The 14,561-nt window shown below is 65.0% G+C and carries 13 protein-coding genes; 10 read left to right on the forward strand and 3 right to left on the reverse strand.

Annotation, left to right across the window (positions count from 1 at the left end):
- Positions 1 to 138: 138 nt before the first annotated feature.
- The 8 genes from AC1DY7_RS04225 (at position 139) to AC1DY7_RS04260 (ending at position 10,962) form a co-directional block, all read left to right on the forward strand.
- Entirely contained in the window at positions 139 to 1,518 is a 1,380-nt protein-coding gene (locus AC1DY7_RS04225) for a cytochrome P450 (RefSeq protein WP_477492404.1), read from the forward strand.
- A gap of 70 nt (positions 1,519 to 1,588) precedes the next feature.
- A complete protein-coding gene (locus tag AC1DY7_RS04230) occupies positions 1,589 to 2,698 on the forward strand; it encodes a 3-ketosteroid-9-alpha-monooxygenase, oxygenase component (RefSeq protein ID WP_477492405.1) in 1,110 nt (369 codons plus the stop codon).
- Positions 2,698 to 3,777, forward strand: coding sequence for an NAD-dependent epimerase/dehydratase family protein (locus AC1DY7_RS04235; protein ID WP_477492406.1), 1,080 nt, complete (start codon positions 2,698 to 2,700; stop codon positions 3,775 to 3,777). The genes AC1DY7_RS04230 and AC1DY7_RS04235 overlap by 1 nt, the downstream gene beginning before the upstream one ends.
- A 24-nt stretch (positions 3,778 to 3,801) precedes the next feature.
- On the forward strand, positions 3,802 to 6,015 hold the full coding sequence (locus AC1DY7_RS04240) for an MMPL family transporter (protein WP_477492407.1): 2,214 nt from the start codon (positions 3,802 to 3,804) through the stop codon (positions 6,013 to 6,015).
- Positions 6,016 to 6,065: 50 nt separating this feature from the next.
- Positions 6,066 to 6,869, forward strand: a complete 804-nt coding sequence (locus tag AC1DY7_RS04245; protein WP_477492408.1) for a phthiotriol/phenolphthiotriol dimycocerosates methyltransferase — start codon at positions 6,066 to 6,068, stop codon at positions 6,867 to 6,869.
- Positions 6,870 to 6,875: 6 nt separating this feature from the next.
- On the forward strand, positions 6,876 to 7,523 hold the full coding sequence (locus AC1DY7_RS04250; RefSeq protein ID WP_477492409.1) for a maleylpyruvate isomerase family mycothiol-dependent enzyme: 648 nt from the start codon (positions 6,876 to 6,878) through the stop codon (positions 7,521 to 7,523).
- Positions 7,524 to 7,639: 116 nt separating this feature from the next.
- Positions 7,640 to 8,086 (forward strand): MmpS family transport accessory protein, encoded by a 447-nt coding sequence (locus AC1DY7_RS04255; RefSeq protein ID WP_477492410.1) that lies wholly within the window; start codon positions 7,640 to 7,642, stop codon positions 8,084 to 8,086.
- Entirely contained in the window at positions 8,083 to 10,962 is a 2,880-nt protein-coding gene (locus tag AC1DY7_RS04260; protein ID WP_477492411.1) for an MMPL/RND family transporter, read from the forward strand. The genes AC1DY7_RS04255 and AC1DY7_RS04260 overlap by 4 nt, the downstream gene beginning before the upstream one ends.
- Here the strand turns inward: AC1DY7_RS04260 and AC1DY7_RS04265 are convergent.
- From AC1DY7_RS04265 to AC1DY7_RS04275, 3 genes are all read right to left on the reverse strand, one after another.
- Positions 10,959 to 11,363 (reverse strand): hypothetical protein, encoded by a 405-nt coding sequence (locus AC1DY7_RS04265; protein ID WP_477492426.1) that lies wholly within the window; start codon positions 11,361 to 11,363, stop codon positions 10,959 to 10,961. The genes AC1DY7_RS04260 and AC1DY7_RS04265 overlap by 4 nt on opposite strands.
- A 127-nt stretch (positions 11,364 to 11,490) precedes the next feature.
- Complete coding sequence (locus tag AC1DY7_RS04270; RefSeq protein WP_477492412.1) at positions 11,491 to 12,516, reverse strand: fused (3R)-hydroxyacyl-ACP dehydratase subunits HadA/HadB; 1,026 nt, start codon at positions 12,514 to 12,516, stop codon at positions 11,491 to 11,493.
- A 92-nt stretch (positions 12,517 to 12,608) separates the two neighbouring features.
- Positions 12,609 to 13,181: a TetR-like C-terminal domain-containing protein gene (locus AC1DY7_RS04275; protein WP_477492413.1), complete on the reverse strand. Its 573-nt coding sequence runs from the start codon at positions 13,179 to 13,181 to the stop codon at positions 12,609 to 12,611.
- A 319-nt stretch (positions 13,182 to 13,500) separates the two neighbouring features.
- Between AC1DY7_RS04275 and AC1DY7_RS04280 the strand changes: the two genes are divergently transcribed.
- Positions 13,501 to 13,815: a hypothetical protein gene (locus AC1DY7_RS04280; protein ID WP_477492414.1), complete on the forward strand. Its 315-nt coding sequence runs from the start codon at positions 13,501 to 13,503 to the stop codon at positions 13,813 to 13,815.
- Positions 13,816 to 14,307: 492 nt separating this feature from the next.
- Positions 14,308 to 14,532 (forward strand): MbtH family protein, encoded by a 225-nt coding sequence (locus AC1DY7_RS04285; RefSeq protein WP_477492415.1) that lies wholly within the window; start codon positions 14,308 to 14,310, stop codon positions 14,530 to 14,532.
- Positions 14,533 to 14,561: the final 29 nt, after the last annotated feature.

Here is a 14,561-nt window from a genome sequence, read left to right on the forward strand (position 1 = left end):
AAAAAATCCAATCACGCGGGCGCACAAGCGATTTACGACGGCGGAAATTGTTGAACGTTGACACTGCCTCCGATCTATGTAAAGTTTGCGCCGAAGGCAAGCCTGCTACCACCGGTTCGAAAGTATCGAGGTCGGTTGATGAAAGCGTTGTTGGGCCGCCGGCATGGCTCAACCGAACGTGGGCTGGGTTGCAGCCGTCCACCGGGCCCGAACCTCCTTGAACTCGCCGTGCTGAGTGCACGACACGACGTGTTCTACGGCTTGCTGCCCGAATTGGCGCGCAGGCATGGCGATGTCGTCGACCTGGGCGTCCCCGTGCGAAGTTGGACGATGACTCTGCTGAGCCATCCGGATCACGTCGACCACGTGATGACCCGCCATCACGCGCGTTACGTCCGTCATCGCATGACCAACGAACTCGTGGTCGGTGAGCCCGAGGTGATCCCGGTCCTGGAGGGTGAGGAGTGGCGGCGCTGGCGGCAGGCGCTGAATCCGTTCTTCACCGAGAGTTCTCTGGCGGGGCTCAGCGAGGCGATGTCGGCGGCCGTTGCCTCGGGAATGGATGGCTGGCAGGGGTACGCCGAACACGGGCAATGGATCGACCTCGAGCACGAGCTCGGCGCGGTCGTCATGGACGCGTTGATGCGGTCGATGTTCAGCATGGTGCTCGACGCGGAAACCTTGGCCCGTTACGTCGACGCTGCGCGCGATCTGGGCTCCTACACGATCGTCCGCGCATTGATGTCGGCTTTTCCCCAGTTCGTGCCCCGCCCCCTGCATCGGCGTGGCGAGGCAGCTCAGGCAACCCTTCTCGGTGAACTCGACAAGCTCATCGCGCGACGCGTGAGCGAAGGGCCGCGTGCACGTCCTGATCTGCTCGACGTTCTCATGGGTATGCCGTTCAGCGGAACTCCTGACGAGCAGTATCGACGACTACGAACCGAGCTGTCGTCGTTGATCTTCGCCGGATTCGAGACGACCGCCCAGTCGGCGGCATGGACAGTCGCACTGCTACACCGCAATCCGGCGGTGCTCGCCAGGGCCTGCACAGAGGTCGATGTGCTCGGTGCGGTGCCTATTCGCTACGAGCACCTGGAGCGGCTGCCTTACCTTCGCGCATGCTTCGACGAAGCGTTACGAGTCCAGGCGTCACCGGGCCTCATCCGGACAGCCGCTGAGGAGGACGAGATCGCCGGGTATCGCATTCCCAAGGACTCGCACGTGGTGCTGTCGCCGTACGCGTTGCACCACGACCCGCGCTTCTGGGTCCGGCCGCAGAATTATGAGCCAGAGCGGTTCCTGTCCGGCACGATCAACCGGAATGCGTATATCCCGTTCAACACCGGACCTCGAAAGTGTATGGGGTGGCGGATGGCGTACATCGACGGCTTGATGACGCTGGCCGCGGTGCTCCAGCGCTACAGCGTCGAACTGCGGCCCGGTTGGGTGCCGAAGCCGAAGCTCAGGATATCGGCGGGCCTGGTCGGCGGCCTACCCGTCCGGCTCACGCGGCGGTAGGCGACAGACGAAGACAGCTGAAGTCGGGGGGACGATGTTGGACGCTGTACGGGAGATCCAAACCGGGTCAATGCCAGCAAGATACGCCCGCGGCTGGCATTGCCTCGGTTTGGAGTCGTCCTTCCAGGACGGCCTGCCGCATCCGGTCGAAGCGTTCGGAACAAAACTTGTCGTCTTCGAGGACAGCGGCCACGTGCTCAGGGTCCTTGATGCCTACTGCAGGCACATGGGCGGCGATCTGAGTCGCGGGTCTGTCAAGGAAGGCGCCATCGCATGCCCCTTTCACGATTGGCGGTGGCGCGGCGATGGCCGGTGCGGGTTGGTGCCCTATAGCAGGCGGACCCCCAAGATTGCTCGCACCCGCGCGTGGATCACCGGTCAGCGCAACGGTTTCCTGTATATCTGGCACGACCCCGAGGGCAACCCGCCGCCCGATGAAGTGGCCATCCCGCGCATCGACGAGGCGTATTCGGACGATTGGACGGATTGGTCGGTGAAGCAGTGGCGCATCGATGACTCGCACAGCCGCGAGATCGTGGACAACCTGGCTGACACGGCGCACTTCTTCTATGTACACGACGGATTTCCCACCGAGTTCAGGAACGTGTTCGAGGGGCATGTGGCCAGCCAGTTCCTGACGAATCGGGGGCGGCCCGACACCAACCTCGGACCGGCGTTCGGCAAATCGATCCTGAAGGTGGAGTCGTCGTATCACGGGCCGGCCTATGTCGTGACCTACCTGCACAACGATTTCGGAGGATATCGGACCGAAGCCATCCTGATCGCCTTTCACTATCCGGTGGATGAGCGGTCGTTCATGTTGTACAACGCGGTATCGGTACAGCGGCCGCGCGGCCTGGATCCCGAGACCAGCGCGAAGTTGGCCACGTTGGTGGCCGAGGGCGTCACGGCCGGGTTCGAACAGGACGTCGAGATCTTCATGCACAAGGCGATGATCGACAACCCGCTGCTGTGCGACGAGGACGGGCCGATCTATCAACTGCGGCGGTGGTATCAGCAGTTCTACGTCGATGTCGCGGACGTCACTGCGGACATGACGGACCGGGTCGAGTACGTCTTGGACACCGAGTACCCCGTGTCGGTGTGGAGCCGGGAGGTCGAGGACACCATGGCGAAGCGCTCCGCGACGACCACCACAGACTCGGTCCCGAGCTCCTGATGTCGGACACGGTTCTGGTAACCGGCGCATTCGGGTTGGTCGGTTCCGAGGTGGTGCGCAGACTTGCTGCCGAAGGGCGCTCGGTGGTGGTGACCGGACGGGACTCCGCCGCCAACCGCCGAGCGGCCCGGCGGTTGCCGTCACAGGTCGAGGTGTGCTGGGCGGATCTGGCCGAACCGCATGCCGCAGAACGCGTCGTCTCGGCCAGTAGGCCGGGAGCAATCATCCACCTGGCCGCGGTCACGCCGCCGTGGACATATCAGGATGTCGACGCCGCGCGCGCGGTGAATGTCGGCGCCACCTCAGCGCTGGTGCACGCGGCACAACGATACGGACCTTCCCCACGGTTTGTGTTCGCTTCCAGCACAGCCGTTTACGGTGCGCGCAACCCTCACCGCGGCGGTGAACTTCTCGGGGCGGCCACGCCTACTGCACCATGTGATGTCTACGGCGTCCACAAGCTCGAGGCCGAGGCATCGGTCGTCGCCTCCGACCTCGACTGGGTGGTGCTGAGGCTCGGAGCGATTCTGCAGGTCGTCCCGCCGAACGGATCGTTCAGCGCCGACCGCCTGTACATGGGTAGCGCGTTGCCGATCGATGGTCGGGCTCACCTCATCGATCTTCGCGATGCGGTGACCGCCGTCGTTGGAGCTACCACCACACCCGCGGTGGGCCAGATCCTCTTGGTCGCAGGCGACGAGACGACGAGGCTGCGCCACGGCGATATCGGCTCGGCAATCACCGGCGTATGCGGTTTGGGCGATTGCCTGCCACCTGGGCTGCCGGGCGATCCGGAGAGCGACGAGGCATGGTTCACCACGGACTGGATGGATACCGCACCGGCCCAGCGGCTGCTGTCATTCCAGGACCATTCCTGGCCGGACATGCTGAGCGAGATCAGAAGTCAGATGGGCTGGAAGAGATTTCCGCTACACCTTCTGCGCCCGCTCGTCGCGTTGGTGTTCCGGCGGCAGGCGGCGTACCGGCGAGGAGAGGCCGGCACGTATGCCGATCCCTGGACCGTCATCGCGGCGAGGTTCGGTGACCCGGGCCCACGCGGGAACGTCGCGACGGATTGACCGAATACGAGCGGGGGAGGTGACATGCTGCAGCGACTTGCTCGCCTGGCGTTGACCACGCCACGCCGTATCCTGGTCGGGGCCGCGTTCTTGACGCTCCTGCTCGGGCTGTTCTCCAGTTCTGTCGTGGAAAGTCTCAGCGCGGGAGGCGGATTCGACCCGGCGGCCGAGTCGGCGCGCGCCAATGCGCTTCTGGAGCAGAAGTTCGGGCAGAGTCCGTGGCAGGTGATGTTCACCGTATCCGGGCAGCAGAACGTGCTCGAGGGTCCGGCCAGGGCGGTGGGAACCTCTATCGTCGAGCAGCTGAGTCACGCGCCCGGAGTCGTGAACGTCACGTCACCGTGGTCGGTTCCCCCGCAGGCCGCTGCGAGACTGATCAGCACCGACGGGACATCGGGTCTGATCGTGGCCGGCATCGAAGGTGACGAAGGGGTGTCTTCTGCGCGGGCCAAGGAGTTGGCCCGACAACTTGCCGTCGACCGGGATGGGGTGACGGTGCGGGCCGGCGGGGTCACGATGTTCGCGTCGCAGATCGAGGAGCAGACCAAACACGATCTGCTGTTGATGGAATCGATCGCGATCCCGATCACCTTCTTCGTCCTTGTCTGGGTTTTCGGTGGCCTGGTCGCGGCCGCGTTGCCTGTCGCCGTCGGTGTCATGGCCATCATCGGATCGATGGCGGCGCTGAAACTCCTCGCCTACGGAACCGAGGTATCGCTGTTCGCCCTGAATCTCTGCGCCGGGCTCGGATTCGCCCTGGCGGTCGACTACACCCTGCTGATAGTCAGCCGCTATCGTGACGAGCTGGCCGACGGCACATCCAGGGGGGACGCACTGGTCGCGGCTCTTGCCACGGCGGGACGCACCGTCGTGTACTCCGCCGTCACGGTCGCGACGTCGCTGCTGTCGCTGGTGCTGCTTCCGACCCCGATGTTGCGATCACTGGCGTACGCCGGGGTGGCGGCGGTGTTCTTCGCGGCGTTCGCATCCGTTGTCGTCGCACCGGCAGCGATCGCCCTGCTCGGCGAGCGGATCAACATGCTCAGCATAGGAAAGCTGCTGCGGCGTGGGCGCGGGGTGGAGCGCCCGGTCGAGTCCAGGTTCCTGTACCGAAGTACCCGGTTCGTGATGCGCCGTCCGGTACCCATCGCCCTGGCGGTGATCTCGCTGCTGCTCGTGCTCGGTGCGCCCTTCCTCAACCTGAAGCTGGGCATTCCCGATGATCGGATGCTGCCGACATCGGCGTCGGCGCGCCAAGTCGGCGACCAGTTGCGTAACGACTTCGCCATCGACGAGTCCTCGGCGAGCACCGTCGTGGTGCCCGATGCCCGCGGGCTGGAGCCGGATGCGTTCAGTCGATATGCGGCACAACTATCGACGGTGGAGGGGGTGGCCGCGGTGTCTTCCCCGACGGGCACCTTCGTGGCCGGCGTCATGGCCGGTCCGCCGTCGGGTGCCAGTGGGGTGGCGGACGGTAGCGCATTCCTGACGATCAACAGCACGGTGTCTGCGCTCACCGCGCAGTCAGAACGGCAGCTCGACCAGCTTCGGGGTGTCGCGGGGCCGGCACAGCGGTCGGTCCTTTTCACGGGTCTGGCTCAAGGCAATCGGGACAACGTCGAGTCCGTCACGAAACCGCTGCCGTGGGTGCTCGCGACCATGGCGGTCACGGTGTTCGTCCTGCTCTTCCTGCTGACGGGCAGTGTCGTGATACCGATCAAGGCCCTTGCGCTCAGTGTGTTGTCGCTGTCCGCAACGTTCGGCGCGCTCGTCTGGATCTTCCAGGACGGTCACCTGGGCGGACTGGGAACCACACCGACCGGCACCTTGTCGACATTCCTTCCCGTTCCCTTGTTCTGCTTCGCCTTCGCGTTGTCGATGGACTATGAAGTGTTCCTGGTGGCGAGGATCCGCGAGTACTGGCTGAAATCCGGTCGCACGCAGGCTGATAACGAGACGAGTGTCGCCCTGGGTGTGACCCGCTCCGGCCGGGTCGTCACCGCGGCCGCCGTCCTCATGGCCATTCCGTTTGCCGCGCAAAGCGGCGCTGAGGTGGCACTCATCCGCATGTTCGGTGTCGGGCTGACCATTGCTCTGCTGGTCGATGCAACGCTCATCCGGATGGTGTTGCTGCCGGCCTTCATGCAATTGCTCGGGCGGTGGAACTGGTGGGCACCAGGCCCGCTCGCCCGGCTGCACATGCGCATTCACCGGGGCGAGATACCCGTTCCGCCATAGTGATACGCGAGTGTCGGGCCGAAATCACCTCAACCTACGAAGGCTGTCTCATGGATCTGGTTTTCCGTCTCACGTACAACCCCATCACGTGGAAGTACTCGGCCAAGTACGCATATCCTCTGCAAACACGGCGGCTGAAACGTGACGGCACCGTGTTTCTCGACGCCGGTTACGAGACGGACCCTCCGGTGGGGCTGATGCTCGATCCTGCCGACGAACCTGATCGACCCTCGATCCAGCTCTACCATTGCACCGCAACGCAGACCGACATATCCGGCAAGCGTGTGCTTGAGGTGGGGTGTGGCCACGGTGGCGGCGCGTCGTATCTCAGTCGGTACCTGCAGCCGGCCTCGTACACCGGCCTCGACCTGAACGGCAGCGGCATCGAGTTCTGCCGGCAGGTGCACCAGGTGCCGGGCTTGACCTTCATCCAGGGCACCGCCCAAGATCTGCCATTTCAGGAAGCCGCGTTCGATGCGGTCGTGAACGTCGAGTCATCGCACTGCTATCCAGACTTCCCCGGCTTCCTGCGTGAAGTCGCACGCGTTCTCGTCGATGGCGGCGACTTCCTCTACGTCGATCTCAGGAAGCGCAAGCACGTGCCGGAATGGGAAGCGCAGTTGGCTGCGGCGCCGTTGACGGTGGTGGCCTGCCGCGACATCAACGATGAGATCCTGCGCGGGCTCGACACCATGTGGAGCGCGCCCGAAACCGAGGCGCGGTTCAAGCGCCACACACCGGCGGTGTTGCGCAAATTGACCAGAGGTGTGGCCGGGGCACCGGGGTACGGATTGCACAGGGCGGTGCAGACCGGCGATATGGTTTACCGGATGTACCACCTGTCGAAAGGCTAGACACCCGTGCGCCTGCGCCCAGCCGAACGCGAACAGGTATTCGCCGCGGTCGCCGCCGAACGGCGGGTCATCGCGGATCTGATCGACGGGCTCGATCCTGCCCAGTTGGCCACGCCGAGCCTGTGCGGTGGCTGGGACGTGAAAACCGTTGCCGCACATCTGGTCAGCGACTTCACCGACGGGTTCTGGGGGTTTCTGGCCAGCGGGATCCGGCACGGCGGTATGGATCGCGGCATCGACGCACTCGCCCGGCGCCGGGCGCAGGCATCGGCCGGGCACATCGCCGACACGCTGCGCCGCGACGCAGACCACCGGCTCAGCCCGCCCCTGACGGGACCGGTGTCGGGTCTGACGGACGTCCTGGTCCACGGCGCGGACATCCGGCTCCCGCTCGGGTTGCCGTATCGGCCGGATCCGCAGGACGTGGCGCGCGTCGTCGACTTTCTCACCGGCCCGACCCAGGCCGGGTTCTTCCCGCGCCGGCGGCTGCACGGGATCGCGCTGCACGACGAGGACACCGGCCGTCGCTGGGGACATGGCGAGACGGTCAGCGGGCCGGGTGCCTCGGTGATGCTGGCGGTGTGCGGCCGCACGGTCGCGCTGGACGGCCTGACCGGGCCGGGTGTGCCGATCCTGCGGTCGCGGCTGGCGTGACCCGGCGCCGCCGGTGTTGTGATGCCCGGCCTTGTGTCGTACCGTCAACCTAGTTGATTAGCCGTCCTAAAAGGATCCACCGTCCGCGCCTGTCGCCGCTCATGAAAGGGTCACGGATGCAGCGGGTTTCGCTCAGCAGAAAGCTGGCAAAACGCTGGATGTTTCTTGTGGCGATAGCGGTGATCCTGATCGCCGGCTTCACGGTGTCCCGGCTGCACGGCGTCTTCGCCTCCGAGGACGTCACGTCCACTCCCGACGGCGCGGGCAACGACATCGTGCCGTTCAACCCCAAACATGTGGTCATCGAGGTGTTCGGCCCGCCCGGCACCGTGGCCACCATCACCTACATGGATGTGGACGCCCAACCGCAGCGCGCCGACGACGTCACGCTGCCCTGGGCCTACGACACGACCACCACCCAGCCCGCCGTCGCGGTCAACGTCACGGCGCAGGGCAATAGCGACTCGATCGGCTGCCGTATCAAGATCGACGACGCGGTCAAGGACGAGAGAACGGTGAACACCGTGAACGCCCTCACCTACTGCCTGGACAAGTCCGGATGAGCAGTCACCGCGTGCCGGACTTCATCCGGCGATTCTCGGTCCTGATCGCGTTCTTCTGGTTGGGCCTGGCGGTCCTCACGAACGTGTTCGTGCCGCAGCTGGAGACGGTGGCCGAATCGCACAACGTGTCGCTCAGCCCGCAGGACGCGCCGTCGCTGCAAGCGAGCAAGCAGATCGGCAAGGTGTTCCAGCAGTTCGATTCCGACAGCTCGGCGATGATCGTGCTGGAAGGCGACCAGCCGCTCGGTCCGGACGCGCACCATTACTACGACGGTCTGGTGCAGAAACTGGTCGAGGACACCAAGCACGTCCAGCACGTCGACAACTTCTGGGGCGACCCGCTGACGGCGGCGGGATCGCAGAGCGCCGACGGCAAGGCGGCGCTGGTACAGGTCTACCTCGCAGGCAATCAGGGTGAGTCCCTGGCCAACGAATCCGTCGACTCGGTGCGCGACATCGTCAACAAAACACCCCCGCCACAGGGACTGAAGGTCTACGTCACCGGCGCGGCGCCATTGGTCACCGACCAGTTCGAGGTGGGCCGGCACGGCACCCTGAAGACCACCCTGATCACCCTCGGGGTCATCGCCGTCATGCTGTTCTCGCTCTACCGCCGTCTCACCACCGTGTTCTTTGTGATCTTCACCGTGATGATCGAGTTGACCGCGTCGCGCGGCGTCGTGGCGGTGCTCGCCAACGCCGGCATCATCGAACTGTCCACGTATTCGACCAATCTGCTGACACTGCTGGTCATCGCGGCCGGAACCGACTACGCGATCTTTCTTCTCGGCCGCTTCCACGAGGCGCGCTACGCCGGTCAGGATCGCGTCGCGGCGTACAACACGATGTATCACGGCACCGCGCACATCATTCTGGGTTCGGGCCTGACCATCGCCGGCGCCGTGCTGTGTCTGACCTTCACGCGGCTGCCGTACTTCCAGAGCCTGGGCGTCCCCGCCGGCACCGGCGTGCTGGTCGCCGTCGTGGCGGCGTTGACGCTGGCGCCCGCGTTGTTGGTCATCGGCCGCCATTTCGGTCTGTTCGAGCCGGCCCGCCCGATGCGCACCCAGGGCTGGCGGCGTATCGGCACGGCCATCGTGCGTTGGCCGGGCCCCATTCTCGCCGCGACGGTCGCCATCGCCCTGATCGGGTTGCTCGCGCTACCGCGCTACCAAACCAGTTACGACGCAAAGCCGTACATGCCGGCGAGCGCACCGGCGAACGTCGGATACGCCGCCGCGGAGCGGCACTTCACGCAGGCCCGGCTGAACCCCGAGTTGTTGATGCTCGAAGCCGACCACGACCTGCGCAACTCCACCGACATGATCCTGCTGGAGCGGGTCGCCAAGGCGATCTTCCACACCGACGGCATCGCTCAGGTGCAGACCATCACCCGGCCACTGGGCACGCCGCTGGACCACACATCCATCCCGTTCCAGATCAGCGCGAGCAGCGCGTCCCAGATCAACAATCTGCCGTTCCAGCAGGCCCGCGGTGCGGATCTACTGAAACAGGTTGACGTCATCAACAATTCGATCGATGTGCTGCGACAGCAATACGCACTGCAGCAGCAGTCCGGTGCCGTCACCGACGAGCAGGCCAAGGCCTTCGCGCAGACCGTCCAGACGGCCAACGATCTGCGCGACAAGATCGCCAACTTCGACGACTTCTTCCGCCCCCTGCGCAACTACTTCTACTGGGAACCGCACTGCTTCGACATCCCGGCGTGCGCCGCGCTCAGGTCGGTGTTCGATGCGCTGGACGGTATCGACGCGCTGACCGATCAGCTCAGCAATGTCGCGGGCAGCATCGCCAAACTCGATGCCCTGCAACCGAAGTTGCTCGCACTGATCCCGCCCCAGATCCAGAGCCAGCAGACCAACCGCGATCTCACGCTGACGAACTACGCCACCACCTCAGGCATCAACGACCAGACCGCGGCGGCGCTGAAGAACGCCACGGCCCTGGGCAAGGCGTACGACGAGTCCAAGACCGACGACTCCTTCTACCTGCCGCCGGAGGTGTTCACCAACGCCGAGTTCCTGCGTGGCATGAAGTTGTTCATGTCGCCGGACGGCAAGGCTGTGAAGATGATCATCACCCACGACGGCGATCCCGCCACCCCCGAAGGCATCTCGCATATCGACGCCATCCGGCATGCCGCGCAGGGCGCCGTCAAGGGCACGCCGCTGGGTGGTTCCAAGATCTACCTCGCCGGTACCGCCGCCACCTACAAGGACATCCAGGACGGCGCCAAGTACGACCTCATGATCGCGGCGATCGCCGCGCTCAGCCTCATCCTGCTGGTCATGATGTTCATCACCCGCAGCATCATCGCGGCGATCGTCATCGTGGGTACCGTCGCGCTGTCCCTGGGCGCGTCGTTCGGTCTCTCGGTGCTGATCTGGCAGGACCTGTTCGGGATCGATCTGTACTGGATTGTCTTGGCGCTGGCCGTCATTCTGCTTCTCGCCGTGGGTTCGGACTACAACCTGCTGCTGATATCCCGGTTCAAGGAGGAGATCGGCGCGGGCCTGAACACCGGCATCATCCGGGCCATGGCCGGCTCGGGGGCGGTGGTGACGGCGGCCGGGCTGGTCTTCGCGGCCACCATGGCCTCGTTCGTCTTCGCGGATCTGCGCATCCTCGGGCAGATCGGCACGACGATCGCGCTGGGGCTGTTGTTCGACACGCTGATCGTGCGGTCGTTCATGACTCCGGCCATCGCGGCCCTGCTCGGCCGTTGGTTCTGGTGGCCGCTGAAGGTGCGCCCCAGGCCTGCGAGCCAGATGCTGCAGCCCTATGGATCCCGGGCGTCGGTCCGTCAGCTCCTGCTGTGGGAGGACGGCGACTCGGCAGCCCCGAAGGGCAGCTAGACCGGTTCGGTGACCTCGACGTCGCGCAGGTTCTTCTTCAGCCGGGCCACCCGCCGCAGCTGTGCGGCGATGTTCATGGACGTCAGCATCGGGATCCCGCCGATGAACGTGCGGAACGACGGGTTGCCGCCGTGCACGTGCAGTTCGTACAGGCAGCCGACGACGTAGAAGAAACCACAGCTGAAGAGCACGGCGGGGATCGCGTAGGCCAGCGGCGAGCGGGCATCGTCGACCAGCTCGGTGGCGTAATCGAACTCGTCGCGGGTCAGGGCTTCGCGCTTGCGCAGTTTGGCGAGAATGGTCTTGTGGGCACCCACCTGCTCACCCAGCGCCGCGGGCGTCCGGTTCTCCAACCGTCGGATGTAGACGAACACGCAGGCGACCAGGGCCAGCGCCAGCATGCCGTCCAGGATCGTGAGGTCACCCCAGAGATTCACCGCGCCACTCCTCTGCTCGCCGGCCGCGACAGTCAGAACGTTAATTGATCTAAGTATCTGCGCGGGCGCCGGGAGACGCAAGGCGGAACGGTCAGCCGAAGCGGATGTTCAACGTCGCCAGGCCGAAGATCTTCCGGCCTTGCGACTTCGCACCCACGAGGACGACACCGGTACGGGTCTCGGGGTCCAGCGACTTGATCTTGCCGCTGTATTCGATATCGGCGCCGCCGTCGGCCGGCACGACGGCGGGCTGGGACAGTCGCACGGCGTAGCGGGTGACGGCACCGGGATCGTCCGACCACGACGAGGCGAACGAAGCCCCCAACCCCATGGTGAGCATGCCGTGCGCGATCACATCGGGCTGGCCGGCGAGGGTGGCGATGTTCTGGTCCCAGTGCAGCGGATTGGCGTCGCCGGACACGCCGGCGTAGTTCACCAGGTCGCCGCGGGACAACCGGGTGTGGTGCACCGGCAGTTCGTCGCCGACCTTCAGATCGTCGAACGACGGCGAGGTGGGGGTGTGAGTGTTCTCGGCGATCCGGCTCGCGGTCGCCGGACGCACCGTCTTCACGTACGGAGCAGCGGAGTCCTCGGCGCCGAGCATGTTGATGCCGTGCATCATCACACCGGCAACGGCCGGCCTGATGGCTGGATCGACCTCCTCACCGGTGACTCCGACGACGGTGGTGTGCAGGGTGTGCACGATCTCGCCCGCGGTGTCGGTGAAGGTGTTGGTGACCGTGATCAGGTCCCGGCCGGCCACCCGGCGCACCGAGGTCAGCTCGATGTCGATGGACAGCTCGTCGCCCTCGACGATCGGGCGGTGCTGCTCGAAGACCTCTTCGGTCTGCAGGTACATGTCGTAGCCGACGACCACCGACTCGAACATGCGCTGGTTGCAGGCCATCGCCGGACCGGATGTGAAGGTCAGCGGCGCGATCAGGCCCGGGTAGCCGAGCTTCCTGGCGGCGTCGACGTTCCAGTGTGCGGGGTGGTGATCCTGCACCGCGCGGGCGAACTCGCGGATCTTCTCGCGGCCGACCAGGTACGTGTCGTCCATCTGGTAGTAGTGGCCGACCCGCGATTCAAGTGTCGAGGTGTCCGATGCTGCGGTCATGAAGGGCTCAACTTCTCTATCTGCGCGCTCGCCGAGGCTGACCAGAGCACATTAACGCGCGGGCACGGCAGCAATCCAAACGGAGCGAGCGATCAGGCGCGCACCGCGCGCCACACCAGATCGGCGACCAGTTGGCAGTAGGGCTCGTCGATGGTCTCGCCGGTGAACAACGCACGCATGTTGATGGGTGCCAGCAGCAGCTCGAGCACCACCTCCGAGTCGATACCGTCCCGGAGCTCACCACGGTCCGCGGCGCGGGCGAACACCACGCTCAGCCGCTCCGCGCGGGCCCGCCACAGCGTGCGCCGGATCTCGATGCCATCCAGGAACGGCTCGCCGATCAGGTGTGAGCCCTGGATCTGATGGCCCTGCCCGGACCCCACATAGGTGGCCATGGCGGCGACGAGCGCAAGCAGGTCGCCGCGCAGGGAGCCGGTATCGGGTGCGATCGCTTCGCGGCCGGCGCCTTCCAGGAGCACATCGATGATGAGTGCCGCCTCGTCCGACCAGAACTCGAGGATCTCGTCGACCACCAGATCATTGCGATCCGCCAATGCCACAATGCTGAACCGGTCGATACCCCATTGCGTCAGCTCCTGCCGGGCCGCCGCATGCACGAGTTCACGAAACTCCGGTGTCAGCCCTGCCGCATCGATCGCACTCAAAAGCAACCTCCCCAAAGCGATTTCATTGATCTTAACCGCCACGGTGCCCGCCGGCGGCACCTTCGTGGCGCGAGAATTACAGCAACAACGCTGGTCAAGAGTAAAAAGTCCGGAGCCTGGAGCAATGGTGACGGCATCCAGAACCAGCGAGTCATAGCCGATTCACAGATTCGATCGCGGCGCCCGCCGACCGGGCCCGGTGAAACCAATTGTCATGGAGCATGATCCACCCACCGGGGTGGGCAGCTGCGACCGGGTCCGGGTAACCGACCGGCGAATGACCATTGCCCCGCGGCGACCGGAGGCGGATCGTGGAGGTATGCGGTTCGGCTGGGTGCCCGTCGTCGCGGCCTTGGCGGCCGGTGCGGTGATCGGCGCGCCCGCCGCACGGGCTGCGGGCGCCGACGCCGTCATCGCAGACCTCGAGGCGCAGGGCTACATCGTCAACATCAATTGGGTCAACGGGTACAACACCAAACCGCTGGCCTACTGCACGGTCGTCGCGGTCAACAATCCGGACCACTCCGGTGCCCCGCCGGCGGTCGGCGACGCCGTCTACGTCGACGTGCGCTGCCCGAACGAAATCGATGGCGAGTCGGGCGGCGAATTCGGGATCGGCATCCTCTTCGGCTGACGTTTGATCCGGCCCGCGCAAATCATCGGCCGCCGTCCGCACGCCAAATGGAATTTGCAGCCGCGTCAAATTCGATGCAGTACAGCCTATTTCGTTTTCTCGCGAGATGCTGCGGCGGGTGCCGGACGTGCTGAGCAAAGCCGAACCCGCTGCCCGGACGTCGATGTCCCGGGCTCCGGGGACGCTTCAGCCGCAAGATCAGATGTATTTGCGACAGCGTAGGCAAATCCGGGAAAGGCGTTGTTGTTTCCGGTGTCGGATCAGCAAGCGCATTAGCTGAAATTGACGCCGCGTACAGCTCCTCGCGAGTGCAAATGCTGCCGGGGCGCCCGCGCGGGCCGTGACGGCCGACGATCATACGCTGTGAAACCGTCACTAATTCCCTGGGGAAAGTTAGCTGAGGGAATCAGTTCCTCGCAGTCGTTTGGCCAGGTAATATTCGGGCAATCGAAAGACCGGAAGTACGAAGCGCCAATTGCCTTGGAGGGCACTGTGACAACAAACCCGTTCGATGACGACGGCGGCCGCTTCGTAGTACTGGTCAACGAGGAGGAGCAGCATAGCCTCTGGCCGACGTTTGCCGATATTCCAGACGGATGGCGAGTCGTCTTCGGTGAAGCGGAGCGTGCCGCCTGTCTGGACTACATCGAAAACGAGTGGACGGATATCCGGCCGAAGAGTCTTCGCGACCGGTTGGCCCAGCAGCAATCAGGCTGAATCGCTCAACTGCTCGATTCGGGGTGGGG

The organism is Mycobacterium sp. P2_H7, assembly GCF_056403275.1.